This is a genomic window from Reichenbachiella sp. MSK19-1, from assembly GCF_003590315.1.
GTDB lineage: Bacteria > Bacteroidota > Bacteroidia > Cytophagales > Cyclobacteriaceae > Reichenbachiella > Reichenbachiella agariperforans.
Window position 1 is genome coordinate 970,729 of the sequence record NZ_MIER01000016.1, and the last position, 25,187, is coordinate 995,915.

Genomic DNA, 25,187 nt, shown 5'->3' on the forward strand with positions numbered 1-25,187 from the left:
TCCAGCAGCCTTTTGTTTTCTATGGATTTCATCACTTAAGCCATGGTGTGGTAGACGTTTTGGACGTCATCGTCTTCTTCGATTTTTTCTAGGAGTTTGTTGACTTCCTCTTGTTGCTCTTCGCTGAGCTCCTTAGTCGTTTGTGGTATACGTTCGAACCCTGACGATAGGATTTCGAGGTTATGCTCCTCAAAGTACTTCTGCAAAGCACCAAAGTCAGAGAATCCACCATAGACCATCATGCCGTCTTCGTCTTCGAACACTTCTTCTGCACCAAAGTCGATCAGTTCTAGCTCTAGCTCTTCTGCATCTAGTCCGTCACTTTTTAGTCGGAAGTTGCACGTGTGGTCAAACATGAACTCTACAGATCCTTGTGTGCCTAGGTTGCCGTTGTTTTTGCTAAAGTAGCTACGGATGTTGGCGACCGTTCGGTTGTTGTTGTCAGTAGCGGTTTCTACCAGTATAGCGATACCGTGAGGGCCGTAGCCTTCGAATAGTGTTTCTTTGTAGTCCCCTTGATCCTTGTCGGTCGCACGTTTGATAGCACGTTCGATATTTTCTTTGGGCATGTTGACCGCCTTGGCATTTTGCATGATTGCACGCAGTCTTGAATTGGTATCTGGGTCTGGACCATTTTCTTTTACAGCAATGACGATGTCCTTACCGATACGTGTAAAGGTCTTTGCCATCTGACCCCATCTCTTTAGTTTTCTAGCTTTTCTAAATTCAAATGCTCTTCCCATTGTTGTTATATTGATTAGAAATACAAATATATAGGATGGCTATATTTCTGTATATATGAAGTGCACCCAATACAGGTATATTTTTATTGAAAGGGGCGACAGTTGATCCTGACTGAAAATCAATCTACGTCAGGACGTATATATTTTCTCTTCGAGTCCAGAGACATCTTAGAGAAGACGGGTATGCTGGCATGCTCGAAGTAGTCGTCGAACAATTGATCCAAATAGGCCTTTGAAAAGATATCAGTCTCTAGAAATTCGTCACTGATGCTTTGGACTTTTTCTTTGATTTGTTCGTCACTCACGGTTAGCATAGTGCGGAAGATGCGGAAGAACTTCACTTCGTTGTAGTCCACTTTTGCATCAGCATTCAACGTGTCCATGGCCACTTTGATGAGCACCAACTCTTGGTCTTGTGTTAAGGTAGCATTCTTTAGGACTTTGAAATAATCTTTGAGGAAACCCATTCCCATGCTATTGATCACTTCGATGAGGAACTCTAGTTCTTCGTCTACATTGATGTTCCCAAACAATTCGCTCTCTCTAGCTATTTTTCGAATTAGTGCGATCTCATTGGCGTCAATGTGTCCGTCACAAGTCATGAAAGAAAATGCTGTTTTGAAAGCAATGGATGGGAAATTATAAATCCTGCTTTGGCTGGTACGCATGGCTTGGTTGCTTACCCAGTCTTTGACGCCTTCTATATTGTCCGCTATTCTAGATTTGATTTGTGTATCTAGCGCAAACTCGTCCGCGCTTCTTAGAATCTCTAATGCATTTTCGCCTGTAAAACCACTGTTGTTTTGCACTGCTTTGAAATAATCAATCCCACACTGCAGTACCTCTTTGGCTAGGTCATTGGCAAGCACGCGAAACTCAGGCTCCTGCTCACCAAAAGTTTCTTTCAAGGAGTCATACTTTGGTTTTGACTTAAAGATGAGCTCCATCCCCGTCTCGTAGGCCGCTAGTGCATCTTGCTTTCTTTTTTTCTTCGAAGCGGCGATCTCATCGATCATGTCCTTGATGTAGGTCTGCGTCATTTTAGTGTGATTGAGTTATTGCAAGCACAAATTAATTAAAAAAAGCCGAATAGAATCTGTACACTGAGGTAGAAAGTCTTATAATACCCCAATCATGGTATTTAGAGCTTGGGAGGGGTGCCAAAGAAATTTTCTAAGGAATCATATCTGTGACGAAATATTTTAAGCAACTGCCGCTTGATGAACAGGCTGTGCATGAGCCTGCCTATGATGCCCAATGGAGGCTTGTAGGACACACGGTCTGTCATGATTACTGCTCCATTTTTTTCCTCGAAGATATGCTCATGATGCCACATGGCATAGGGACCAAATCGCTGTTCGTCTACAAAATATTTTTGATCAGTGACATGAGTGATTTCTGTGACCCATGGTGATTTAATCCCTGGCATTATCCCCACCATGTAGGTGATGATTTGTCCTTCATAGGTTTGGGTTAGGTTGTCTGATGTGATTTCAAACCCCATGTGCTTGGGTGTAATCTTGGTGAGATTGCTGGGAGTAGAGAAAAAATTCCAAGTCACATCAAGTGTGGTGTGAATTTGTTGTCGTACTTCTAAAGTATAGATCCCGGAGTGACTTTTAATACTGATCATAGTTGTGTGATTAATAGGAGTTTAGAGTGGTTTTTAACGAGATTGTTTAATTTTTGTTTGAATTTGGTAAACAATTTGACACGTCTTTTATTCGATCGTTGTGCTATGGCTGAAGTGTCATTTTTCATTAACTTCGATCCTTTAGTTTACGACACTAAATAATATGGTCAAAGAGGAAATTATCGCAGCTGTAAAGAATCATCCTAGCAACAAAATCAAGTTTGCAATTGTGGATATAGATGGAGTTTTGAGGGGGAAGTATGTTCATAAGGATAAGTTTTTTGACGGGTTAGATAGTCATTTTGGCTTTTGTGATGTGGTCTATGGTTGGGATAGTGCAGATAAGCTCTATGATCAGTCTAGTGTGACAGGTTGGGAGACGGGGTTTCCAGATGGTCAGGCACGCGTGGATTTGTCAACTTTTAGGAAAGTGCCTTGGGATAGAGATGTACCGTTCTTTTTGGCTGATTATGCCGCAGGCGAACCATCGCGTGGAGTATGTCCACGCTCCCTGCTGCAAGAGATTAGTCAAAAGGCTGAATCGATGGGGTATCATGCACAGTTTGCGATGGAGTACGAGTGGTTCAATTTTAAGAAAACCACCGAATCATCGGATGATAGAAACCATCAAAACCCTATACCGATATTTGATGAGATGTTCGGGTATTCGCTGATACGTCTGGCTCAAGGGAGTAATTATTTCAATGATATTTTTGATCAGTGCGAAGCGTACGATGTGACCCTCGAAGGTCTCCACACAGAGACTGGTCCAGGAGTATTCGAAGCAGCGATCCAAAAGGATAGCATCTTAAGAGCTGCCGATAAAGGAGTGCTATTCAAAACAGCTATTAAGGAGATCGCTCATCCCTACGATATTGTGCCGAGTTTTATGGCCAAGTGGAACCAGGACTTACCGGGTTGTTCGGGGCACATGCATCAGAGCCTACTAGATGACAAGGGGAAGAACTTGTTTTACAATCCAAAAGGCGAGCATCACATGAGTGAGTTGATGGAATATTATCTGGCAGGGCAGTTACACTGTATGCCGCAGTTGATGCCTTTCTTTGCTCCGACCGTGAACAGCTACAAAAGGCTGGTAGCGGGAGCTTGGGCACCTACCACTGTAACTTGGGGTATTGATAATCGCACGACTGCTTTGCGCGTGATCAATGGAAAGGAGTCAGCTATGCGGATCGAGCATCGTGTACCAGGAGCGGATGTCAACCCATACCTATGCATGGCGGCAGGATTAGCGTCTGGGCTCTATGGAATAGAAAACAAGTTGAAACTACCAGCGGTCACAAAGGGCAATGCCTATGAGAATAAACGGGTCAAAAAGCTCCCGTCTAACCTCTATGATGCAACACAAAACATGAAGCGATCGAAGCTCGCTAAAGAGCTGATGGGTGCGGAATTTGTGAAGCATTTTGCAATGACCCGAGAGCACGAATGGAATGAATATATCAAAACGGTCTCTGACTGGGAATTAAAACGATATTTTGAAATAATATAAATGAACAAACAACTCAACTTTAATGAAATAGTCTTAGAGGCTTGGAAGCAGTACGATAGTTCACGAGAAGTCATATCGATCAACGATATCAGTGCTCGCGTGTCAACCAATCACGTTTTTAAGCTGAAGCTAGAGACAGGCGGTGTGATCATCGCAAAGTTGTCCTATTTCGGCACGTACAAGAATTTTTTGGAGGATCACTCCTTGGTTAATTCAATGTCTATCAACCTGACTGACCCATACAATGAGTTCATCTCTAGGTCGCTGACCAAAGGGCATGAGTTGTTTACCTATCAGCACAAAGATGCTATTTTAGATGCGTGGGTTGTGTTTTACAATCCGATCAAAATTCGCAAAATGCTTCCTAAGGTTTTGAGCAAGTCACAGATCAAAAACTTAGGAACGGAGTTGGCCAAATTTCACAAGGCGTCCTATCAGATTAGGAATATATTGCCGAGCTGGTCGAAGACCCTGAGGTCGGACTTGGATCATCTATTGAGTATTACAGAGACGGAAGACGGGCAGTACGAACATCGTGGCAATATCGATACGATCAAGTCGCAGATCGCTTTGTTTTACAAGAATCTAGATGATCTGGGAGCGGACGAATGGCCATCTATCCCCGTATTCGTCGATTGGAATATCGGAAATTTCTCATTGGATAGGAACAACAGATTCTATTCTCGATGGGACTATGATTGGTTTAGGATGAGTTCTCGGATCATGGATTTTTATTTCTTTAGCCGTGTATGCTCCACGATTGGAGACCGTGAGGAATTCAGCTATTTGATAGACCCTCTTAATGAAAATCGTTTTATATTGTTCCTTAAAGAATACCATAAAGTGTATCCGCTCACGCGAAATGAGGTGTTATTCATGAAGGAGGCTTATCGTTTTTTTATCTTGAATTATGTAATCAAGGATGGTCGATATTTCTTTCACGAAGTATATGCGACCAAACTGCAGCGTGAAGCGTACGAGATTTATCTACCGCAGATCGATCAGTTTGATGCAGAAAAAATATTGAGTGCCCTAGAATTATAATAGATGGAGATTACAGAGTTTAAAAAAGTAGTGGATAACTACGACGTAGTATTTTTTGATGCCTTTGGGGTTCTCAAAAATTCTAGTGGGATGATCCCACATATTGAGAAGACCTTTGAGTACCTCATTCGAAAGAAAATTGACTTTTATATCCTGACAAATGACGCCTCCAAAGGGCCTAAGTCACTTGCTCAAAGCTATATAGATGCGGGCTTTACGATGATCAATGAGGAGAAGATCATCTCGTCGGGGATGCTCGCGCGTGAGTACTTGCGTATGAAAGTGAAGGACGGTAAAGTGGCCTATCTAGGGACTAAGCAGTCTGCTCACTACCTAGAGGAAACAGGACTCAAGGCACTGTCTATTGCAGACTTGGATCTGAATAAAATTGATGATGTCAATGCACTGGTATTCTTAGATGACGAAGGGTTTGACTGGCGAGAGGACCTCAATAAACTAGTCAACTTGCTTCGCCTGAGGAATATTCCTGTGATGGTAGCTAATACTGACAAATCCTATCCCGTATCGGATAGAATGGTCGCGATAGCTGTAGGGAGTATTGCGGACATGGTAGAAAATATCACGGGTCGTAAGTTTATCAAATTTGGTAAGCCAGATTCTAGTATGTTTATCTTCGCCTATGAGCACACGCTGAGTACACGTGAGATTGACAAAGAACGTGTCTTGATGGTAGGAGACACTTTGTTTACAGATATTATTGGAGGTAATAAATTTGGGATTGATACAGCACTAGTTTTGACGGGTAATACACTCAAAGAACACTACGAAGAACGTATTAAAGCGATGGGGATTATTCCTGATTTTGTCTGTCCGTCGGCAGTAGTTTATTAACACGTAGATTCACGATTAGTTAATCGAAAACTAGCCTTACATCCATCTAAATTATTTTATCTTCGGGTAGTTAATCCACATAACATCTGTATACACCCCGTGGCACAGCATTTTGAGGAAGTTATGTATTTAGTTATCATCTTGAGGTATTGGATAGGAATGGTGACCATAGGGACACTAGGTCTGTGGGATCGCATTAGTTTTAGTGGAAGAGAATTGCTACAGGCCGTAGGGAACTTGCCAGAGGCGCCAGAAGTTGGGGACGAATATGCGCGTACTGCGAGCGGAAATTTTGACCTCCTATTTACATTGTTGGCGATTTTTTCTTTGGCAGGAGCTTACTTGATTGTTAAGCAGTTCTTTAGAAGGATCAAAATCCAAAGAAGAGTTCTCCAAAAGAAAGTAGAGGAAAGGACTTTTGAAATCTCTAAACAAAAAGAAGAACTCCAGAAAAAATCCGAGGAGCTCCAAATGGCTTATGAGGAGATTAAATTTAAGAATCTTGCGATTGAAGAGGCTTTCGAGCATTTGAGTAATTCTTACGAAAAAATGTCGGACCTCAACCGAGAAAAGGACGGGATGATGAACGTCGTGGCACACGATCTTCGCACACCTCTCAACAATATAGAAGGTCTGATCCAGCTCATCTCCATGGATGGGAACTTGAATGCGGATCAGGTAGAGTATATTTCAAAGATTCGAACGGTTGTGCAGCGAGGCAATGAAATGATTCGTGATTTGTTGGATATCAACATGGCGAAGAAGATGAAGCCAGAACTCAAATTGATAGCGTTTTCTATCCCAGAGTTTCTCTCTAGCTGGAAGATGAATTTCGAAAAAGCCTTGGTCGCCAAAAATCAGTCACTCCGAATATCAGGTGCTTATAAAGAGATTCAATTGAATACGGATATGGGCCTTCTTTCTCGTATAATGGACAATCTCATGTCTAATGCAATGAAATTTTCAGAACCTGAAAAAAGCATGTTTTTAGATATTAATCTAGTGGAAGAGGGTAAAGTCAAGATTGTCTTGCGGGATGAAGGGCCTGGGATTAGTGAAAAGGATCAGGCGAAGATGTTTAAACCCTTTACTAGACTCAGTGCGCGACCGACTGCTGGAGAGCATTCTAACGGTCTAGGCCTTTCTATTATTAAGAGTTTGACGGAACAGTTGGGTGGTAAAATAGCCGTGAAGAGTAAGTTAGGCGTAGGTACAGCATTTGAGATTGTTATCCCATGTAGTCCTAAAAAGGTCTAAAATAAAAACAGGAAGCCAAGTAGTTAACAGACTTCCCATTTTCGTTTGGGTACGGGGGATTTAGAGGGTTTTGCTGCTGATCCAGTCATTGAGCTCTTTTTCAAGTTCATCTTTGGACTTTCCGAGTTTTTGCTGAAGCTTACCCATGATTTGATCTTCTTCTCCATCTAAAATCATTAGATCGTCATCGGTCAATTCTCCATATTTCTCTTTAAGCTTACCTTTAATGATATTCTTATTTCCTTTCAATTGTAAATCCATAGTTATAGGGGTTTAATTGTGTTTGATGTAGACACTGAAAAAAGTGTACCAAGTCGGTTTTGAGTGATTAAGCGTGGGTTTGGGTGTCTCTTAGGTGTACTCGTTTCTACAGGGTGTAGAAGGTGTGCCACAGCTTGGAAGTTATTCTTTTTATTAGCGGATGAGATTTGGAACCATGCAGAGTAATAAAAAAGGCTCTGAAGAGATCAGAGCCTTTTACCACCTTAATAATTCAATTACTTTGTAGAATCCTGTTAATTACATTGCGTTTCTTATTCCCATAGCTCGCCTGTATTCTTTAGTAGCATAACACTACTCTTCACTGTTTCCTCTTCACTAGGATCTACTTGGTCGTAATTATACCATAACACTCAGCATAGCGCATACGAACACAAATCCGTAAGTCACTAATGTACCGATAAACACCTGTACTACTGTTCTTTTCGCTGTTTTCAATTTTGGTCTCATGACTATAATTTTTAACGTAAAAATCTTTCTAATTTATGCGGCTTTCTCGTCTTTCTCGACTATCCCCCCGAGGGTGTTGATGACTGGAACCTCTTTGAAGTTGAACTCATATTCGAAGAACGAACTGAAGTCCTCACCTGCTTCTTTCATATCCTCATCATCCTGCTCATAGTACCAGTTGACAATTACTTTCTTGCCTAACTGCTCTACACTTTCTAATTTTCTTAAGATCATAAACAGACATTTGCTCGAGCTCGTATTAAAGTATTCGAATGCCATGTTGACGGTCAATTTCGCTACATCTAACTGTACATAGCTATCAATATTCTGTAGGAGAACGTTGTAAAATGCCAACGCATTTTCAGGACTAGACTTTCCTCTGACATCCAAAAGTTGGTTTTTTGGATTGAAGTAAACCGATGGGGTGATCCTCGATGGTCTGATGAAATATCCTTTCATGTCGCAGTGTGTTTAAATGGTCTATGTCCCTGATTATTAGTTCTTCAAAGATGATGAAGAAGTATCATTAATAAAATACGGGATTTTCGTATTTGTATCTTTAGGTGATTTGTTTTTATAGGCTAATAATTATCGTGAGTGAAAGTGTAAAGTGGTTCAGTTCGTCTCAAATGGGTTTTTTGTTGGAGTATTTACCAATAAGTGTATAGGGAAAATACCTATAAAGAGGCGTGCTTTTGAGGTGCGAAGACTTGGAAAAGTCGTCCTAAATACAAGGTTCTAGCTGTTTTTTGTGTCTAAAATGTAAGCTGTGACTAACTCATAGATTTGCAGGAGTTTAGGGTTTTGTGATAGTAGGTCACGATGATGGGCTAGTGTTGTGTGATCTTCTCGTTGTGCAGGACCTGTCAGGCTGTTTTGAGTCCCTTGCTCAAAAGCGTTTTGGATGGATGAATGCACGAGCGGTTCTAGGATTTTTAAATCTAGGTCAGAGGCGTGAAGTACGGTCCGTGCTGCGTAAAGCATGCGATTGGTAAAATTACTGGCAAAAACTGCTGCGACATGTAGCCGTTTGCGTCCATTGGCATCCACCACTTTTGCCTGACTACTGATTTTGGTCCCGAGCGACAATAGTGCCTGTGTTGTCTCTGCAGTACTCCCTTCTATGAGAATTGGTAGGGAAGGCCAGTCGATGGTGGAAGACTCGGTGAAGGTCTGCAGTGGGTAGAATATGCCTGTGAAATTATGGTTAGCCAATGCATCGAGATCTGTAGTGCCCGAACAGTGTGCGACTGTAGCATTTGGTGGGAGTTTCAGCTGCTGTGCTACGGGGGCAATCGCCGAGTCGGAGACGGCTATGAGATAGATGGTTGCCGAACTTTGGGAAAAGTCTAAGTTATCGGTGGCAGTCACACCTCGGTGGCTAGTAGCTATTGCCTGGGCTTTGGCTAGTGCCCTGCCGTAGATGCTGTGTAGCAACCCTAACTGATGTAGGCGACTGGAGAGGTGCTGGGCGACTCGGCCTGTACCGATGAGGACTATTTTCATATCCAAAGGTATAAAAAAAGCCTCTGATCAAATGACCAGAGGCTCTCTATGTCTTAGTTGTTTAACTTAGTTTTTCTTCTTGTTGAAATCAATTACTACAGGTGTAGCAATGAAAATTGATGAGTATGTACCAATTAAGATACCTACGATCAAAGCAAATGAGAACCCTTTTAGCACTGCTCCACCGAAGATGAAGAGGATCAATACCACGATCAATGTCGTGATTGAAGTAATCATCGTTCGACTGATAGTACTGTTGAGCGCTTCGTTGAATACTGGTTTCAAATCTGAACCTTGTTTTAATCCTAAGTTTTCTCTGACACGGTCAAATACTACCACGGTATCGTTGATCGAGTAACCAATGATGGTCAGCATCGCAGCGATGAATACTTGGTCTACTTCGAATGAAATGCCGATCAGGTTAGCGATCGCGAAAGCTGATAACACGAACAGTGTATCATGGAATAGGGCGATGATCGCTCCTAAACCAAATTGCCATTTTCTAAATCGAACGAGGATATATAGGAAGATCACTATCAGCGCAAAAACGACTGATTCGAACGATGCGTTTTTGATGTCATCGGCGATGGTTGCTCCTACTTTGGATGAACTAGCGATGGTGAAGTCTCCTTCTCCAGCTTTGGTGTCATCTTGTACATAAGTGAGCTTCGTGAAGTCTGCAACACCTGAAATTAACGCTTTTTTGACGTTAGCATCTGCTTCGTCAGACTCATCGTTGATCAAATAACTAGTCGTTATTTTTAGGATGTTATCCGCTCCAAAAGTTTTTACTTCGACCCCTTGGTTGTCAAACGTACTAGAAAGTGCCACTTTCAGATCAGACGAAACGACAGGCTTCTCAAAAGAAACTACATAAGATCTACCTCCAGTGAAATCTACCCCGTAAGTCAGTCCTTTGGTCACCATGGCAATCATCCCAATCCCGATGAATACCGCAGAGAAGATATAAGCCATCTTTCTTTTCGAAATGAAATCGAAGTTCATGTTCGTCAAGAAGTTTTTAGACAATGGAGTAGAGAAAGAGATTTTGCTCTGGTCACCTTTTTTGGTCATCCACTCTACGACTACTCTAGTGATGAATACGGCAGAGAAGAATGAACAGATGATACCGATGATCAGCGTGATTGCAAACCCTTTGACAGGTCCCTGACCTAGGAAATAAAGGATCAAACCAACCAATAGTGTCGTGACGTTTGCGTCTACGATAGATGAGTATGCTTTTTGATATCCAGAAGAAACAGCTTGTTTAACGCCGGCTCCATTTCTTAGTTCTTCTTTGATTCTTTCAAAGATCAACACGTTCGCATCGATAGACATACCGATCGTCAGTACGATACCTGCGATACCTGGGAGGGTTAAAGCCGCGCTGAGCTGAGCCAAAATTCCGAGGATGAAGAATACGTTGAAAAACAACGCCAAGTTCGCTACCAAACCACCTTTAGAGTAGTAAGCGATCATGAATAAGATTACTATACCTAGACCTGCTACGATAGACATGACACCTTGTCCCTGTGCTACTTTACCAAGTGTAGGTCCGATCACTACATCTTCTACGATAGTTGTAGGAGCGGGTAAGCTACCTGCTTTGAGAATATTAGCAAGATCTTTTGCTTCTTCGAGTGTAAAGTTACCTGTGATCTGTGAGCTACCGTTCGGGATTTCTCCTTGTACGTTAGGTGCAGAGTAGACATAGCCGTCGAGTACGATAGCGATTCTTCTGTTGATGTTGTCAGCAGTTAATCGCTTCCATTTTTTAGCACCAGTTGCGTTCATGTTCATGCCGATAGATGGTGCTGATCGTTGATCTAGCTCCTGTCTCGCGTCGATGATTACTTCTCCAGTCAATGGCGCTTTGCCACCACGGTTGGTTTTCACTGCGTATAGTTCGATGAACTCGTCTTGGCTTAAGGCATCTTGAGACCTGATAGGCTTCACTGCCCACAAAAATTTGATTGTAGACGGGATGCTTCTTTGTACAGCTTCGTCTTTTAGCACACGGTTTATTTTTGCCGTATCTCTAAGGTTGTAGATCAACCCGTACTGCGCCTGTAGTAGACTGAACAATGGAGATACTTCTGATGCCATCGCTGCAGAGTCTATCGCCGTGCTGTCACTTTCGAGCTGAGACGCTAGATCATCTCCTGAGGCAGTGTCTGCTTCAGTATCATCTGATCCTAGTAGGTCGTCAATGTTTTCTTTCTGAGCAGGTGCCGCTTCTTCACCTTCTACGACTAGTTCTGAAAGTTGTGCTTGCTGATCTTTCACAGCTACGTCATTCATGGCCTGTAGTGTAGGGAAGATCTCATTAATCTCGTGTACTTCCCAGAACTCTAGTTTAGCTACACCTTGTAGAAGCTTTCTAACTCTTGTAGGGTTGTCGACACCTGGTAGCTCTATTTGAATTCTACCTGTACCTTGTAGGCGCTGGATGTTAGGCTGTGAGGTACCGAATCTATCGATCCTGGTTCTGAGGATATTGAATGATCTTTCGATTGCTCCATTTACTTCCTCGTTGATCAATGATACTACTTCCTCATCTGGTGTGCTGAGGTTGATTCTACCTCTGTTGGCTGCCGTCGCAAATACGCTAGCCAGGGTTTTATCTGGAGCGAGTTCTTTGAATGAGGCGTAAAATTCTGATACAAAGTCAAGCTGCGTGCCTTTGATGTTTTCTTTGGCCATGTCAAGAGCTTTCAAGAAGTCAGCGTCTTTACTGTCTCCACTGATTCCTTTGACGATCTCCACAGGAGACACTTCCAAAGTCACGTGCATACCACCTCTTAGGTCAAGACCGAGATTTAACTCAGTTTCTTTGATCTCTTGGTAGGTAAACTCGATACCGAATAGGTTGTAGACGGGCTCTTTCCAGATCGAATCGAGGTATTGCTGCTTCTTAGCATAATCTGTCGTGTTGTCAACAGTGGCTGCTGCGGTCGCTTCTTCGTTGATTCGCTGTGCTACGAATGTAAACGATAGGTAATAGACGCAAAGCAAAGAGACCACTACCGTGAGTAATATTACTCCTCCTTTATTTTTCATTTGTATATGATGTTATATAAGTAATTATTGTTTGATAAAATCGTAATGAGTGTGAGCCGCAGTGAGGGCGGCGGGCAATATTCCTAATCGGGAAATTAGGGAGCGTTAGGGGCTATGATGTAGTTGAAGAGCACTTTGAGTAGTTTCTCGCTGAGCTTTTCATTGAAGGCGTGTTGGTAATCTCGGATCGTTTCTATGAAAGAGATTTTGCCTTCCAAGATATCATACTCTACAGAAAGTACCTGAATCTGCGCGGTAGGAGCAACTGCTTCTAGGCTTGAGATTTCTTCTTGGTTTTGAGGAACGTCATCGGTAGTCTCATCTGATTGCTGTTTCTTTTTTAGCTCACAGCAGGTATGACTCTTGACATAATTCACCGCGATGGGCTGGCCAATAACGGCTAAGCCGACCATGATCCCAAGGATTAGGATGAGAGCATTTCGCTTTGATATGTCTTCGATTCGTTTCATAACGGGTCACGAAAGTAGACAAAAGTCGAAAAGTTTGAAAGCATACCGATGAAAACGTTGGATAAAACCAACGGACAGAGCAGATTAGGGATATCTATTGTAGTTTTGAGAGATGCAAAAGCCACTGGTGTCGGTCATCTGTCTATGTTATAACCAAGCTCGGTTCGTTCTAGAAACGCTGGAGTCAGTGGTGGCGCAGGATTATGCTTTGGTTGAGATGATTATCGTCGATGATGCGAGTGAAGACGGGAGCAAGGAGCTTATTGATGGTTTTTTGGAAAGATATCCAGATGTTCCCTATGTAGATATAAAATTCAATGTAGGGAATACCACAGCATTCAATCAGGGACTCAAACTGGCTACTGGCAAATATGTAATCGATCTGGCCTGTGATGATCTGCTCGTACCAAATCGTATTTCGGAGCAAGTTGAATTCTTTGAAGAGCAGTCCGAAAACGTAGGAGTAATCTACTCAGACGCAGTATATATATCAGAAAAAGGAAAGGAGACCAAGCGCCATTTTCAGTCTGGACAATATGAAGCATACGAAGGAGACGTATATTTAAAATTGATAGACACCTACTTCGTTCCACCTCCGACGATGATGATCCGAAAGTATGTGTTGGATCATCTGGGAGGTTATGATAAAGAACTGGCTTATGAAGATTTTGATTTTTGGATTAGATCGTCAAGAGATTGGGGCTATGCTTATCAAGATCAAGTGCTAACCCGCATCCGCCGCGTAAAAAACTCGCATTCAGATACCTTATATAAGTACGAAGACAAGAAGGTCGCTTCTACTGTCCTTGTATGTCAGAAAATACGTAAGCTCAACAGGAGCGAATTGGAAGATGAAGCACTTGCCCGTCGGTTGAGATATGAGATTCGTCATGCGTTTTTGACGGGATGTCGCCAGGAGGTTGAGGGCTTTATGAAATTATTGATAGAAATAGATAAGAGTGACTTATTCTACAAGTGTTTGCGCAGATTGAATTTTGGCATCAACCTTAGTGTGATGAGACAGATGATCCACTGGGTCAAATACGCCCGTTAGCGCCTGTTGTCATTTCCCATTAGCATACTTAGATAGCTATCATAGCGGGATTGAGAGATTCTACCGTCTTCATAGGCAGACTCTATCGCACAGCCGGGCTCATGAGTGTGTGTGCAGTTGCTGAACTTGCACTGTCCCAGTAGTGCACGTAGCTCTGGGAAGTAGTGGCTCAGCTCATCTTTTTCTATCTCGGCCAGTCCCAGCTCTTTGATGCCAGGAGTGTCTATGATGTAGCTTCCTTCTGCTAATTTGAAGCGTTCGGCAAAAGTTGTGGTGTGCACTCCTTTGTTTGCAAAATCGGATATCTCCGAGGTTTTTTGTTCAGCCTCAGGGATGAGTTCATTCACGACCGTGGACTTGCCCACGCCAGAGTGTCCAGTGAGCAGCGATGTTTTTCCAGATAGGAATTGTTTCAACCCCTCTATGTCGTTAGATGATAATGCTGAGATATATAGCACTTGATAGCCGAGTGCTTCATATTCAGTCATTTTCTCTTTGAGTTTTTCGATATCCTCTTCGCTTAGTAGGTCTATTTTATTCATGAGGATGGTGGCAGGAATCCTAAAAGCTTCGGCGGTGACCAAAAATCTATCAATGAAGCCCAATGATGTTTTTGGGGTGCCTACTGTAGCGACGATGATGGCTTGATCCAGATTGGAAGCGATAATGTGGCTGTGGCCCTTTTTTTTAGGAGAGACTCTGATGATATAATTATCTCTGGGGAGAATTTCGGAGATGATCATGGTGCTGTCGTCTCCTTGATCTTCGATGAGTTTGACTCGGTCTCCTACTGCAACTGGGTTTGAGATTTTCTTGTTCTCCAGTTTGAATTTACCTTTTAGACGACAGTTATGCATTTGTCCATCAGCTGATTCCACCTGATACCAAAGCCCCATAGATTTACTCACGATTCCTAGCACAGCCCAAAAATAAAGAAACCGTCCCAATATGTATCAGGACGGTCTCTAATGTTAATTTTTATTCTCGCTTAGTGCTTAGATAGGTAGTCAGCTACACCTGCTTTGGTTGCTTGCATTGCTTCTTTACCTTCTTCCCAGTTCGCTGGACATACTTCGCCGTGCTTTTCTACATACTGTAGAGCATCTACTAGTCTGATCATCTCATCGATGTTTCTTCCTAGTGGGAGGTCATTGATTGTCTCTTGTCTTACTGTACCAGTTTTGTCGATCAAGAACGTACCTCTGTACGCTATTGGTAGACCGTTGAAAGAAAGATTTCCTTCTTCGTCATAGTCCCAATCTCCAGCCAATACACCGTAGTTGCTAGCAATAGTTTTGCTAGTGTCTGCTACGATAGGGTAAGTGACTCCTTCGATCCCTCCTTTGTTTTTAGGAGTAGACAACCATGCAAGGTGTGACTCTTCAGTATCAGTCGAAGCACCTACAACAGCTACACCTCTTTTCTCGAATTCAGCAAGTTTTTCTTGGAATGCTAAAATCTCAGTTGGGCATACAAAAGTGAAATCCTTTGGGTAGAAAAAGAAGATGACTTCTTTCTTACCGATGTATTGATCCAATGAAAATGATTCAACTATTTCTTCTCCATCAATAACAGCTGGGGCACTGAATAGAGGGGCTTTTTTTCCTACTAATGACATAATTATTTCGTTTTTGTGTTTTTCAATAATTTGATATCGCAAATCTACTTTGCTTGATAGGCAATCCTTGTGAATGCAAATAAATTTTCTTTATATCCATATAGATTTTCTATTGATCTAAAATATATAGGTGTCTATCGACTAAAAAATGATTTGTTATGAGATTAATGGATTTCACTTTAGTTTTAGCTTTGCAAAACCAAAATAAGAATAATATGAAATTGAATTTTACGAAAGGAGCAGCTGTAGTACTGATGAGCCTGCTGTTCGGTACTTCTGCTACTCAGGCTCAGGATATGACCGAAGCTACTGCATTTTTGAAAGCAGGGTCTGAAGATGCAGGGGTTTATATGGGTAAATACCTAAACCCGATGGTTAAAGGTTTAGGGTATGGAGTCGCTGGTGGTTGGTACAATACTGCCAAAACACATAAACCATTGGGGTTTGATATTACAGTTACTTTGAATGCTTCACGAGCTCCTGAGGATGACTTTTTCTTTGATATAATCGAGACGGATTATCAAAATATTCAATTAAAAGACCCGAATCAGCCATCCACTTCTACATTATTTGGAGATGAAACGACTACTGGAATTACTGCAGAATATTATGATGAAACATATGATCGAACGATTGTTTCTGAATTTGAGACAGCACCAGGTTTAGCCTTGGATGATAGTTACAACGGTTATGTTCCCATGCCTATGGTTCAAGCAGGAATAGGATTGATTAAAAATACAGATCTTAAAGTAAGATGGATGCCTACGCAGAGGTTTAATGATGACTATGATAATGAATCTAGTGTTGGAATGTTTGGATTAGGGCTTATGCATGATTTTAAGCAATGGATTCCTGCGATCAAGCATATTCCTATAGATATGGCTGTGTTGGTAGGGTATAATAGGATATATGCTAAATCTGGTCTAAATTCAAATGGAGAGGTTATTGATGGTGAAAATCAGCAAGGAGAAGTAGGTATCAACTCATGGACTTACCAGCTGTTAGTGTCTAAAAAACTTTCCGTTTTGACTCTTTATGGGGGGGTTGGCTATAATAATACGACTACTAATTTAAAAGTATTGGGAACATATGATATAGAAGATGACAATACAGGGGTGACAGTTACGTTAACGGATCCCATAGATGAAGATTATTTGAGTAGTGGAATGAGAGGGACATTAGGTATGAGGTTGAAATTGGCAATTATTACGATACACGCAGACTACACTTTCCAGGAGTATAATACGATCACTGCTGGTATTGGATTCTCTGTGAGATAAGTTGCAAGTAAAATGATATTATATTGGAAGCGTCTTGAGTTATCAAGACGCTTTTTTTTTGTTTGATTGGGTATATGCATACCCGTTTAAGGTGAGGTTCAATTGGTGTTTCAGATGAGAGATCCAAGATTGTTTCGTTATCTATCTGCTGGCTAAATCAGGCAGATGTTGAATTTTGACCTTCTAAATTTTTCGATCCAAATTCTTGGAAACCAAAAAGCCCCGAAGTGACTCGGGGCTTTTTCATTTTGATAAAATGTTAAACAGGTGTATGAATAAAATTTGTGTTATGTACTGTTATATACAGCGAGGCAGAGGAAAGTAACCCGAAGGGCCAAAAAAAAAGTAAATTATTTTTCAAAGAGGGGTAAAAAATGCCTTTGAGTCGACTGAGGCCTATTTTAGATTGTGGGTATTGATGACAAAAACTGAATCTTTTTTTGCCAAGCTAGTTTTGCCCATCGCTAAATCACGATCAGGTTTTGTAAGTTTACTTGCGAATAGAAGGATGAACAGGATGGAAATCTTGATAATGAACGAAAGTTCAGATTTTGTTTTCCGAGACATTGAATGATTAATTATTTCTGAGTAAAAGTATGTATAATCATGGAATTATACACTTGTATTCGATGAACAACTTGATTGGTTAGATAAATAGTATTTATGAAGCAGATGAAGAAAGTGTTGTTTGTGTGTTTAGGGAATATATGTCGGTCTCCACTGGCAGAGGCGATCTTTCGTAACAAGGTTCAGTCACTAGGGTATGAGGTAGACTCTGCAGGTACAGCGGCGTATCATGTGGGGAAAGACCCTGATTACAGATCTGTGGCTGTCGCTCTAAAGTATGATGTACCGATCTCGCACAAGGCACGTCAGTTTGAAGCGGAAGATTTTGAGCAGTTTGATTATGTGATTGCAATGGATCGTAGTAACTATTACAATATGACCGCATTAGTGAGTGAGAAGCCATCTAATTTGTTTTTAATGCGAGAATTTGACTCAGAGGCGGATGGTGACCTGGATGTGCCAGACCCCTATTATGGTGGTGATGATGGGTTCGAACAGATCTTTGTGATGATGTCTAGGGCGATCGATCAGCTCATTTCGCATATTCAAATAGAAGAACAGGCCTAGTGAGTATCCTTAGCGTGTTTATGTAAAGTTAACCGCTTGATTGCCTTTTCAAAAGTTCTATTCGTTTCTCTGAGAAGCCCAGGTCTGAGATGGTGATTGGAACTAAAAAGGGTACAGATTTTTTAGTCTGCACCCTTTTTTAGTTCGTGTTGCTGATTTGGTTTCACCTCTTTAGGAGGGCGAATAAATTTTTAATCAGCTTACTTAGCTTTTTGTGCAGTCAGTACCAGGTGCTTCTTCTCGGGCACATAGAGTAAGTGGAACACCTTTTTGGTTTTCTGCTGAAGTATGATTTCTTCTCTGTGGTAGACAGAGTCTAGTGCTTTTTGGTCGTAACCTATGATTGTCAACAGCTCTAAATCTTCTCGCAACTCGATATCAAATTCATCTTGTAATTGATCGATGAGTTTTTCTACCTTATCGAACTTCTTGTCAATACAGATTGCAAAACTCACTGCAGAGTTCTGCATTAGGTTGATTTTGATGTTTAATTGATCGAGCGCATTGAAGATAATGCTCAGTTTTTTCTCATCAATAAATGTGAAGTCAGTTACACCAAACTCGATGAATACCTGCTTGGTTTTGACAATGAAAGAAGCGGGATGCTTCTTTGCGTGACCTTTACCGATAACTGTTCCGATATTTTCTGGAGCAGTAAATGGGCGCACGTAGAGTTTGATTTTGTTCTGTGCGAGCGGTTTGATGGTGCGAGGGTGAATGATAGATGCACCGTAGTAGGTCATCTCTGCTGCGTCGTTGTAGCGGAGCTCAGGGATCACAGTTGCTTCGGGCATTTTGCGTGGATCAGCTGTCATGACGCCAGGTACATCTTTCCATACGGTCACGGACTCAGCTTGCAGGCAGGTTGCGAAGATCGCAGCACTAAAATCTGACCCCTCACGTCCTAGTGTAGTCGTCTTTCCCTCTCCATTGGACCCGATAAACCCTTGAGAAATCACCAGGCCGTCTTTGGTGTAGTTAGGGACTTTTTTAGAGATATTTCTTTTGGTCAGCTCCCAGTCCACTCTAGAATCGGTGAGGTTGAGGTCTGTTTTGATATATTTTCTAGCATCTAGCCAAGTGGTTTTTTTGACGTTCTCGTTGAGATAGGCACGGATGATGCGTGTCGACAATAGCTCGCCTTGGCTTACCATTTCACTATAAACTTCCGCATAGCGTTTGCCTTCAGCTCCTTCGAGATAGGCTTCTATTCCTTCGAATATCGACTCTATGCGTTCACAGATTTCGTGCTCTCCATTGAATAGGTCTTTGGAGATGTCGAGGTGAAAGTTTTTGATCCAGTTTAGTTTTTCTTTCCAGTCTTGTTTGTCTGTGTATCGCTGTACGAGCTCTTCTAGGTGGTTGGTCGTCTTGCCCATAGCTGAGACGACTATGACGAGCTCATCGTCACAAAACATCTTGATGACATCTGCTACATTTTTTACTGCTTGTGCGTCTTTTACGGAAGCACCTCCAAACTTGAATACTTTCATCTGTTTATTGATTTTTAAGTCAGTTCGAACGTCTGGCTTTTATTGAAAGTGTCTTCTAGACGAAAACACTAAGTCCACACGTTGGATCTGTGTATATAATTAACTCCTTGATCTATCTGATCTTGGAAAAATGGTGTTTAATGGTTTGGGATGATAGGAGCCTTGGTTATACAAGAATTATTCAATCACCCAAACTGGGGTGCAAAGCTAGAGGGCTGATCGGGAAATAAGAAATATTTGCTTGTTATTTACGCTCTCTCATGCTTGAAAGCACTTTTTTAAAACGCTGAAAGCCATATATTTGCTCTAACCCAAAAAGAATTTTATGAATAATAAAACCCTAGTCGGATCTACTATTGGTACTACTTTAGATAGGTTCATCAATCACAAACAGGCTGATTTTCCATTTGCAACAGGAGAGCTGAGTCAGCTACTCAGAGATATAGCACTGGCAGGTAAGATTATCAACCTAGAGATTAACAAATCTGGCCTATTAGACATAGCAGGCGCATATGGAGCCGTGAATGTTCAGGGTGAAGAGCAGCAAAAGTTGGATGTAATCGCCAATGTACGCTTTATCAGAGCCCTCCGGAATGGAGGTCAAGTGTGTGCGATCGTTTCGGAAGAGGACGATGAGATCGTAGAGATCAATGCCGATAGCAACTATGTAGTAGCAATGGATCCATTGGATGGTTCGTCTAATATTGATGTGAATGTCTCCATTGGGACGATTTTCTCGATTTATAGAAGGGTGACCGCTCCAGGAGAACATGTTACCAAAGAAGATGTGCTGCAAAAAGGAGATAAGCAAGTAGCTGCGGGTTACATTTTGTACGGTTCGTCCACGATGATGGTTTATACGACGGGGCACGGTGTGAATGGCTTTACGCTGGAACCTTCGCTTGGTGAGTTTGTGCTGTCACATGCAGATATTCAGTCTCCAGAAGATGGTCAGATCTACTCGGTCAATGAGGGGGCGTACTATAGTTTTGAGCAGGGGGTTCAAGATTATATCAGGTACTGTAAAGAAGAGCGTTATTCTGCGAGGTACATTGGCTCGTTGGTGTCGGACTTTCATCGCAATATGTTCAAAGGAGGAATCTATTTGTATCCTAGAACGGATAAGTCGCCGAACGGAAAGCTGAGACTGGTGTATGAGTGCAATGCGCTGGCGTTTATCGCTGAGCAGTCTGGAGGTATGGCGACCGATGGTGAAAATCGTATCATGAGTTTGGATCCGCTGGAGCTCCACCAGCGGACGCAACTGCTGATTGGATCTACGGCGATGGTGAAAAAAGCGGTAAGCTTTTTATGATAATCCGCGGTATTTTTCACGCGTCACGACCTTTTGTAACTCTCGTTGGATTATTTCTCTGGCTAGCGATCTATTGATCTCTTCGGGAGGGGCTTTGGTGATGATATCTTTGAATATCTGCTCACTCAGATCGATTTTGTAACATGCAGACATGAGTCTGTCTAGATCATGATTGAGCAGATATCCTATGATGGCAGAGAGTTTGATCTCCAACTCTTCTAGGGTATATTCGTTGAGCTGAAGTTCGTCTTCGGGGAGTTGAAAATGAGCCAGTAGCAGAGGTAGACATTTTCGAACTCCGTTTTCCAACTTATTTATCCTTTCGATTCTTCTTTGACTTCTTCAGACTTCTCTTCGAAAAGGTGAGTTTGTGTTTTGCTCAGCAGGTTGTACCAAGTCACCAGCTTTTTGATGTCTGAGACATATACACGCTCTTCATCATACTCTGGTAGGATGTGTTTGAGAAAAGATTTGAGTTCTTCTGAGTCGGAGTTACTAGTCAAACCTGTATCTCCGTCGAACTCGGCATGGATTTTTTTCATAACAGTGTCTAGTGGGCAAGAACCCTCTGCATCTGTCGTATAGATAGAGATCTCACCAAGGATGGAAACCTTAGAGTTCATGTTGACCACCAATTTCTTCTTTTGATCGTCCATAGTTTCTAATATGACACCTCCTCTAGTTGGTGCTACTACGGTGAACAATCCTCCTTTTCCTGATACGGTTGCTATTTCGTTAAAATCCATGTGTTCGATGTTTGTGGATGGCAAAACTAATACAATGTTTTAAAGCTTGCTATTGATTTGGTCTATGTATCCTAATATTTCATCTTGACCGATTTTTTGTGCTGACGAACTCACAAAGCTCGGTGGTAATTGATCCCAAGTCTTTTTAAGTGTGTTCTTGAAATTGGCAATGTTAGTGATGATTTTTCGGTTGCCTGTTTTGTCTGCTTTGGTGAAAATGATTGAAATCGGCAGCCCATTTTCTCCTACCCATTGAATGAACTCTAAGTCTATTTTTTGTGGCGGGATGCGTGAATCTATCAGGACAAAGATGTTGACCAGATTTTCTCGCTGGAGTAGATACTGCTTGATCATGACGGACCATTCTTCTTTGAGTTTTTTGCTGACCTGTGCCCAGCCATAGCCTGGTAGATCGACTAGATACCATTCCTTGTTGATATGAAAGTGGTTGATGAGCTGTGTCTTGCCAGGTTTTCCTGAGGTTTTGGCTAGTTTGGTTCTGTCGGTTAGCATGTTGATCAGCGAGGACTTGCCGACATTGGAGCGACCGATGAAGGCGTACTCTGGTTCTTTGGTGACGGGGCATTTGGTATAGTCCGTGTTGCTAATGACAAACTCTGCAGATTTGATTTTCATGTGGCAAAATTATGCGCTAAAATGGACAATTAACTACGAGGGCTCTTTTATGTCCTTATATTTCTATTTTTTTAAGATATATTCAAAACCGAACTACTTAATATTGCACTCCATAAAAATCAAAATGCGTTGACAGTATTACCTTATAAAGACAAAGACGGGAGCAAAAAAGAACAAGTAGCCGAGATGTTTAACAGTATCAGCAAACGCTATGATTTCCTCAATCACTTCCTGAGTATGGGCATAGATATCCTCTGGAGGAAAAAGGCGATCCGTCAGCTCAAAGCAGCACAACCCAAATTGATTCTAGATGTAGCTACGGGTACGGGAGATCTCGCTATCGAGGCACTGAATCAGCTCGCGCCAGATAAAGTGATCGGCGTGGATATATCAGAAGGAATGCTGGAGATGGGACGTGAAAAAATGAAGCGTCTCGGTGTGGATGATAAAATCGAGATGTCGATGGGAGATTCTGAGCAGCTCCTGTTCGAGGACAATAAGTTCGATGCGGTAGTCGCAGCCTTTGGTGTGAGGAATTTTCAAGATTTAGAAAAAGGGCTTGCTGATATGAGGCGTGTACTCAAAGACGGAGGGAAAATTGTCATTCTAGAATTTTCCACCCCAACGGCCTTTCCGATGAAGCAGCTCTATAGCTTCTATTCCAATGCTATTTTACCCATGATTGGAAAAGTAGTGTCAAAAGATAACTCTGCCTACACATATTTGCCTGAGTCTGTTCAGGAGTTTCCTTATGGTGAGGAGTTCTTGGGAGTTTTAGATAAATTGGGATTTAAAGAAACCACATGCATACCTCTTACATTCGGCATCAGCTCCATATATACCGCTATCAAGTAGTTCTCGTACTCTTGTTTGTAGTTAGTATGGCGAGTAGTCCTGCTGTTGCACAGGTGGATGGAACCTTGAATTTGCCTCGTTTTGATGAGGAAAAGTGGCATTTTGGTTTTTTACTAGGACTACACACCTCTAACTATCGATCAGAGTATAAGGATGATTTCGTCACGCCCTCGTTTGACACACTACACTCGGTAGTTCCTCCTAGTAAAATGGGGTTTAAAATCGGATTCATTGTCGATTACCATATTTTCGAGACTTTGGATGTGAGAATTACCCCGACAGTTAGTTTTAATCAACTTCAACTCGATTATCGATTTACCAATGGAGAGGTGATAGAAGAACTTCGTGACCCGACCTATGTAGAGTTGCCGATTCTTTTGAAGTATAAGTCCGTCAGAAGGAGAAATCGTAGAATGTATGTTTTGGGAGGGATCAATCCTGCGATCAAAGCAGCAAGTTCCAAAGAAAAAGAGAGTAAAGATAGGCTGCTGACCAAAGGGTATAACCTCTCTCTTGATGTGGGTGTAGGGATGGACTTGTATCAGCCGTTATATAAGTTCTCGCCTGAGATACGCTATTCTTTTGGACTGATAGATGTACTAGAAGATCAACCCAATGATTTTAGTGCGCCGCTAAGGAGTCTATCGATACATACGATCGCCTTTTATATCACCTTCGAAGGAGGCCCATCTACACTCAGAAGGAATTCAAGACGCCGTAGGTAGTTTTACAGATCAATCAGATCAGTCTGTAAAGTTGAGGGGATAAACTCGGTAGACAGGTTCGAAATTTTTATTCCAATCATTCAAATTAAACTCAAGGACTTATAAGAGATGGTTATTCACGAAATAATGATAATGAATTTTGAATAACGAAGTGATCTATTACCTCTCCCCCAGAAACACGGAGTGACCCGATCAATCCGTATTCCCTTATTTAGGGTTCTATGCCTAAAGTAGCCCCTGATTCTTCATCAGTGAGATACTTCAATTTATAGACGTAATAAAATAAGTAATTGAACTTGTTGACAGAGTAGTAGCTAGAGTCTGGGTCTGCTACAGTTTCCTTTTGAGGAACGTTAGTCGCTGAGGTAGAGATTTCTGTATTCTTCCGTGGTTTTACAACAGAGCCTTTTAAATCGTCAGGGTTATATTCTGCAGTAGTCTTTTCAGACTTCTCTTTTTCATTTTTGTCCGTGGAAGACGCATGAGCGAAGCTAGTTATTAGCACCGCAGTGAATATGGTGATTAACTTTTTCAATCTTGAGACTAATGGTTGTTAGTTTTGCAAATTAGCCAAAAAACATTACAACTCCATGGTTAATAGGCTGATGTGCGAAAAGGCATGTTTAGAGCTGTCTGAAAAAGGTGTATCTGTCAGAGCGAAGACCTCCCATTCTTTCTTTGAAAGTGATGAGCGATTCTTGTGGAATACCTCCAAGGGATGATATACCAAGATCGAGGACTTGTGCTTCAGTCTTTTGTAACTGAGCGATTAGTTCGGTCGTCAAGTAGACCAGTGGGCTATGTGTAGCGTATTTTCTATCAAAGGCTGGTAGATAGTTGTAGGTCACTTCGGGTGTAACGATTAACGTGATGGTGCAGGCCATGAGCTCCCCAGATGGATGGCGCACACTGTAGCAAGCATAGTTTTCGTCTAGGGCTCGGGTGATCGCGATCAGTTTTTCCTTCGTGATGTTGACTGATAGCTGTTGTTGGGCTCTACAATAGTGGATAAAGTCATAAATTTCTCCAATCTTCGAAAGAGTTTCTTGTTGGAATATTAATCCATCTTTTATACATTTTTTTAGTTTTCTACCCTGCATTGAATGCATTTGATTGGGATCAAAACTGTTGAAGGGTATATGGTGATTGATGTCGATCTGTTGATCAAATCCGTTTTGGATCAGCGTCTCTTGTAGCTGCTGATTTAGTGTGGGGTGAAAAAAACTAGGTGCTTGACGGATAGTGACTGATCGGACTTGATGTGAATTCAAATAATTTATTAGTGAATTGTACCAGAGCTGGAGATCTGTAGAGAAATCATTGACAGTGTTTAATCCAGCGTAGGGTGCCATGGGTATGGAGGTGGCATGTCCTTTGTGGATATGAAAAGGGATCTTTAGTAGTTTTTGGGTATTTGGGCAGGTCCAAGAAAAAAGGCTGTACCGACCTATTTCGTTAGCTTCAAAATATTTTTCTTGACTAAATATCATAAATTTGGAAACGTGCATTTATAATTTTCCCGCC

General features: G+C 41.8%; 26 protein-coding genes. 10 read left to right on the forward strand and 16 right to left on the reverse strand.

From position 1 onward, the window contains the following. Positions 1 to 35: 35 nt before the first annotated feature. The 3 genes from BGP76_RS16840 to BGP76_RS16850 all read right to left on the reverse strand — a co-directional run bounded on the left by BGP76_RS16840 (position 36) and on the right by BGP76_RS16850 (position 2,376). Positions 36 to 743, reverse strand: a complete 708-nt coding sequence (locus BGP76_RS16840; RefSeq protein ID WP_073120731.1) for a YebC/PmpR family DNA-binding transcriptional regulator — start codon at positions 741 to 743, stop codon at positions 36 to 38. Positions 744 to 862: 119 nt separating this feature from the next. Then, positions 863 to 1,783 (reverse strand): TerB family tellurite resistance protein, encoded by a 921-nt coding sequence (locus BGP76_RS16845; protein WP_084190406.1) that lies wholly within the window; start codon positions 1,781 to 1,783, stop codon positions 863 to 865. Positions 1,784 to 1,884: 101 nt separating this feature from the next. After that, entirely contained in the window at positions 1,885 to 2,376 is a 492-nt protein-coding gene (locus tag BGP76_RS16850; RefSeq protein ID WP_119845530.1) for an SRPBCC family protein, read from the reverse strand. Positions 2,377 to 2,539: 163 nt separating this feature from the next. Between BGP76_RS16850 and BGP76_RS16855 the strand changes: the two genes are divergently transcribed. The 4 genes from BGP76_RS16855 to BGP76_RS16870 all read left to right on the forward strand — a co-directional run bounded on the left by BGP76_RS16855 (position 2,540) and on the right by BGP76_RS16870 (position 7,042). Beyond that, on the forward strand, positions 2,540 to 3,889 hold the full coding sequence (locus BGP76_RS16855; RefSeq protein ID WP_119845531.1) for a glutamine synthetase family protein: 1,350 nt from the start codon (positions 2,540 to 2,542) through the stop codon (positions 3,887 to 3,889). Continuing rightward, entirely contained in the window at positions 3,890 to 4,933 is a 1,044-nt protein-coding gene (locus BGP76_RS16860) for a hypothetical protein (RefSeq protein WP_119845532.1), read from the forward strand. 3 nt (positions 4,934 to 4,936) lie between these two features. Next, complete coding sequence (locus BGP76_RS16865; protein WP_073120720.1) at positions 4,937 to 5,785, forward strand: HAD-IIA family hydrolase; 849 nt, start codon at positions 4,937 to 4,939, stop codon at positions 5,783 to 5,785. A gap of 123 nt (positions 5,786 to 5,908) precedes the next feature. Beyond that, positions 5,909 to 7,042: a sensor histidine kinase KdpD gene (locus BGP76_RS16870; RefSeq protein WP_119845533.1), complete on the forward strand. Its 1,134-nt coding sequence runs from the start codon at positions 5,909 to 5,911 to the stop codon at positions 7,040 to 7,042. Positions 7,043 to 7,102: 60 nt separating this feature from the next. Here BGP76_RS16870 and BGP76_RS16875 read toward each other — a convergent pair whose 3' ends face one another. The 5 genes from BGP76_RS16875 to BGP76_RS16895 form a co-directional block, all read right to left on the reverse strand. Beyond that, a complete protein-coding gene (locus BGP76_RS16875; protein ID WP_073120712.1) occupies positions 7,103 to 7,303 on the reverse strand; it encodes a CsbD family protein in 201 nt (66 codons plus the stop codon). Positions 7,304 to 7,804: 501 nt separating this feature from the next. Continuing rightward, positions 7,805 to 8,230, reverse strand: coding sequence for a DUF1987 domain-containing protein (locus tag BGP76_RS16880; RefSeq protein ID WP_073120709.1), 426 nt, complete (start codon positions 8,228 to 8,230; stop codon positions 7,805 to 7,807). Between the two features lie 279 nt (positions 8,231 to 8,509). After that, complete coding sequence (locus BGP76_RS16885) at positions 8,510 to 9,277, reverse strand: Rossmann-like and DUF2520 domain-containing protein (protein ID WP_119845534.1); 768 nt, start codon at positions 9,275 to 9,277, stop codon at positions 8,510 to 8,512. Between the two features lie 66 nt (positions 9,278 to 9,343). Then, positions 9,344 to 12,337 (reverse strand): protein translocase subunit SecDF, encoded by a 2,994-nt coding sequence (gene secDF / locus BGP76_RS16890; RefSeq protein WP_119845535.1) that lies wholly within the window; start codon positions 12,335 to 12,337, stop codon positions 9,344 to 9,346. A gap of 95 nt (positions 12,338 to 12,432) precedes the next feature. Next, a complete protein-coding gene (locus tag BGP76_RS16895; protein WP_119845536.1) occupies positions 12,433 to 12,807 on the reverse strand; it encodes a hypothetical protein in 375 nt (124 codons plus the stop codon). A 112-nt stretch (positions 12,808 to 12,919) separates the two neighbouring features. On the opposite strand from BGP76_RS16895, the gene BGP76_RS16900 reads away from it, so the two are divergent. Next, positions 12,920 to 13,861 carry a glycosyltransferase gene (locus BGP76_RS16900; RefSeq protein WP_119845537.1) on the forward strand — a complete coding sequence of 314 codons (942 nt, stop codon included), beginning with the start codon at positions 12,920 to 12,922 and terminating at the stop codon, positions 13,859 to 13,861. Here the strand turns inward: BGP76_RS16900 and rsgA are convergent. Continuing rightward, on the reverse strand, positions 13,858 to 14,781 hold the full coding sequence (rsgA, locus tag BGP76_RS16905; protein ID WP_119845538.1) for a ribosome small subunit-dependent GTPase A: 924 nt from the start codon (positions 14,779 to 14,781) through the stop codon (positions 13,858 to 13,860). The genes BGP76_RS16900 and rsgA overlap by 4 nt on opposite strands. A 68-nt stretch (positions 14,782 to 14,849) precedes the next feature. Next, the gene (locus BGP76_RS16910) at positions 14,850 to 15,479 is read right to left on the reverse strand and encodes a peroxiredoxin (protein WP_073120695.1); all 630 of its coding nucleotides are present in this window, start codon (positions 15,477 to 15,479) and stop codon (positions 14,850 to 14,852) included. 158 nt (positions 15,480 to 15,637) lie between these two features. Here BGP76_RS16910 and BGP76_RS16915 point away from each other — a divergent pair, with 158 nt between their 5' ends. Further along, the gene (locus tag BGP76_RS16915) at positions 15,638 to 16,759 is read left to right on the forward strand and encodes a DUF6588 family protein (protein WP_147407499.1); all 1,122 of its coding nucleotides are present in this window, start codon (positions 15,638 to 15,640) and stop codon (positions 16,757 to 16,759) included. A gap of 663 nt (positions 16,760 to 17,422) precedes the next feature. Beyond that, a complete protein-coding gene (locus BGP76_RS16920) occupies positions 17,423 to 17,893 on the forward strand; it encodes a low molecular weight protein-tyrosine-phosphatase (protein ID WP_255416152.1) in 471 nt (156 codons plus the stop codon). Between the two features lie 200 nt (positions 17,894 to 18,093). On the opposite strand, the gene BGP76_RS16925 is transcribed toward BGP76_RS16920, so the two are convergent. Further along, complete coding sequence (locus tag BGP76_RS16925) at positions 18,094 to 19,386, reverse strand: aspartate kinase (RefSeq protein WP_073120692.1); 1,293 nt, start codon at positions 19,384 to 19,386, stop codon at positions 18,094 to 18,096. A gap of 325 nt (positions 19,387 to 19,711) precedes the next feature. On the opposite strand from BGP76_RS16925, the gene fbp reads away from it, so the two are divergent. Further along, a complete protein-coding gene (fbp, locus tag BGP76_RS16930; RefSeq protein WP_073120690.1) occupies positions 19,712 to 20,701 on the forward strand; it encodes a class 1 fructose-bisphosphatase in 990 nt (329 codons plus the stop codon). Here the strand turns inward: fbp and BGP76_RS16935 are convergent. The 3 genes from BGP76_RS16935 to yihA are packed head-to-tail and all read right to left on the reverse strand — an operon-like array spanning position 20,696 to position 22,083. Beyond that, complete coding sequence (locus BGP76_RS16935; RefSeq protein WP_119845540.1) at positions 20,696 to 21,010, reverse strand: hypothetical protein; 315 nt, start codon at positions 21,008 to 21,010, stop codon at positions 20,696 to 20,698. The two genes, fbp and BGP76_RS16935, sit on opposite strands and share 6 nt — an antisense overlap. Before the next feature lie 5 nt (positions 21,011 to 21,015). Further along, the gene (locus BGP76_RS16940) at positions 21,016 to 21,447 is read right to left on the reverse strand and encodes a DUF5606 domain-containing protein (RefSeq protein ID WP_073120687.1); all 432 of its coding nucleotides are present in this window, start codon (positions 21,445 to 21,447) and stop codon (positions 21,016 to 21,018) included. A gap of 39 nt (positions 21,448 to 21,486) precedes the next feature. Further along, positions 21,487 to 22,083, reverse strand: a complete 597-nt coding sequence (gene yihA, locus BGP76_RS16945) for a ribosome biogenesis GTP-binding protein YihA/YsxC (protein ID WP_073120685.1) — start codon at positions 22,081 to 22,083, stop codon at positions 21,487 to 21,489. Between the two features lie 129 nt (positions 22,084 to 22,212). Between yihA and ubiE the strand changes: the two genes are divergently transcribed. Both ubiE and BGP76_RS16955 read left to right on the forward strand, forming a co-directional pair. Continuing rightward, positions 22,213 to 22,938, forward strand: a complete 726-nt coding sequence (ubiE, locus tag BGP76_RS16950) for a bifunctional demethylmenaquinone methyltransferase/2-methoxy-6-polyprenyl-1,4-benzoquinol methylase UbiE (RefSeq protein WP_073120684.1) — start codon at positions 22,213 to 22,215, stop codon at positions 22,936 to 22,938. Continuing rightward, entirely contained in the window at positions 22,887 to 23,663 is a 777-nt protein-coding gene (locus BGP76_RS16955; RefSeq protein ID WP_073120682.1) for a porin family protein, read from the forward strand. Before ubiE ends, BGP76_RS16955 begins: the two co-directional genes overlap by 52 nt. Before the next feature lie 211 nt (positions 23,664 to 23,874). Here BGP76_RS16955 and BGP76_RS16960 read toward each other — a convergent pair whose 3' ends face one another. Next, complete coding sequence (locus tag BGP76_RS16960; RefSeq protein ID WP_073120680.1) at positions 23,875 to 24,198, reverse strand: hypothetical protein; 324 nt, start codon at positions 24,196 to 24,198, stop codon at positions 23,875 to 23,877. A gap of 88 nt (positions 24,199 to 24,286) precedes the next feature. Beyond that, positions 24,287 to 25,153: a GNAT family N-acetyltransferase gene (locus BGP76_RS16965; protein WP_158584315.1), complete on the reverse strand. Its 867-nt coding sequence runs from the start codon at positions 25,151 to 25,153 to the stop codon at positions 24,287 to 24,289. Positions 25,154 to 25,187: the final 34 nt, after the last annotated feature.

Coding starts and splice junctions, on each gene's coding strand:
- BGP76_RS16880 (WP_073120709.1), bottom strand. CDS start 8,230: ATGAAAGGATATTTCATCAGACCATCGAGGATCACCCCATCGGTTTAC.
- BGP76_RS16920 (WP_255416152.1), top strand. CDS start 17,423: ATGAAGCAGATGAAGAAAGTGTTGTTTGTGTGTTTAGGGAATATATGT.
- BGP76_RS16870 (WP_119845533.1), top strand. CDS start 5,909: ATGTATTTAGTTATCATCTTGAGGTATTGGATAGGAATGGTGACCATA.
- fbp (WP_073120690.1), top strand. CDS start 19,712: ATGAATAATAAAACCCTAGTCGGATCTACTATTGGTACTACTTTAGAT.
- secDF (WP_119845535.1), bottom strand. CDS start 12,337: ATGAAAAATAAAGGAGGAGTAATATTACTCACGGTAGTGGTCTCTTTG.
- BGP76_RS16955 (WP_073120682.1), top strand. CDS start 22,887: ATGCATACCTCTTACATTCGGCATCAGCTCCATATATACCGCTATCAA.
- BGP76_RS16915 (WP_147407499.1), top strand. CDS start 15,638: ATGAGATTAATGGATTTCACTTTAGTTTTAGCTTTGCAAAACCAAAAT.
- BGP76_RS16860 (WP_119845532.1), top strand. CDS start 3,890: ATGAACAAACAACTCAACTTTAATGAAATAGTCTTAGAGGCTTGGAAG.
- yihA (WP_073120685.1), bottom strand. CDS start 22,083: ATGAAAATCAAATCTGCAGAGTTTGTCATTAGCAACACGGACTATACC.
- BGP76_RS16855 (WP_119845531.1), top strand. CDS start 2,540: ATGGTCAAAGAGGAAATTATCGCAGCTGTAAAGAATCATCCTAGCAAC.
- BGP76_RS16910 (WP_073120695.1), bottom strand. CDS start 15,479: ATGTCATTAGTAGGAAAAAAAGCCCCTCTATTCAGTGCCCCAGCTGTT.
- BGP76_RS16845 (WP_084190406.1), bottom strand. CDS start 1,783: ATGACGCAGACCTACATCAAGGACATGATCGATGAGATCGCCGCTTCG.
- BGP76_RS16925 (WP_073120692.1), bottom strand. CDS start 19,386: ATGAAAGTATTCAAGTTTGGAGGTGCTTCCGTAAAAGACGCACAAGCA.
- BGP76_RS16900 (WP_119845537.1), top strand. CDS start 12,920: ATGCAAAAGCCACTGGTGTCGGTCATCTGTCTATGTTATAACCAAGCT.
- BGP76_RS16875 (WP_073120712.1), bottom strand. CDS start 7,303: ATGGATTTACAATTGAAAGGAAATAAGAATATCATTAAAGGTAAGCTT.
- BGP76_RS16895 (WP_119845536.1), bottom strand. CDS start 12,807: ATGAAACGAATCGAAGACATATCAAAGCGAAATGCTCTCATCCTAATC.
- BGP76_RS16885 (WP_119845534.1), bottom strand. CDS start 9,277: ATGAAAATAGTCCTCATCGGTACAGGCCGAGTCGCCCAGCACCTCTCC.
- BGP76_RS16865 (WP_073120720.1), top strand. CDS start 4,937: ATGGAGATTACAGAGTTTAAAAAAGTAGTGGATAACTACGACGTAGTA.
- BGP76_RS16965 (WP_158584315.1), bottom strand. CDS start 25,153: ATGATATTTAGTCAAGAAAAATATTTTGAAGCTAACGAAATAGGTCGG.
- BGP76_RS16940 (WP_073120687.1), bottom strand. CDS start 21,447: ATGGATTTTAACGAAATAGCAACCGTATCAGGAAAAGGAGGATTGTTC.
- BGP76_RS16840 (WP_073120731.1), bottom strand. CDS start 743: ATGGGAAGAGCATTTGAATTTAGAAAAGCTAGAAAACTAAAGAGATGG.
- BGP76_RS16850 (WP_119845530.1), bottom strand. CDS start 2,376: ATGATCAGTATTAAAAGTCACTCCGGGATCTATACTTTAGAAGTACGA.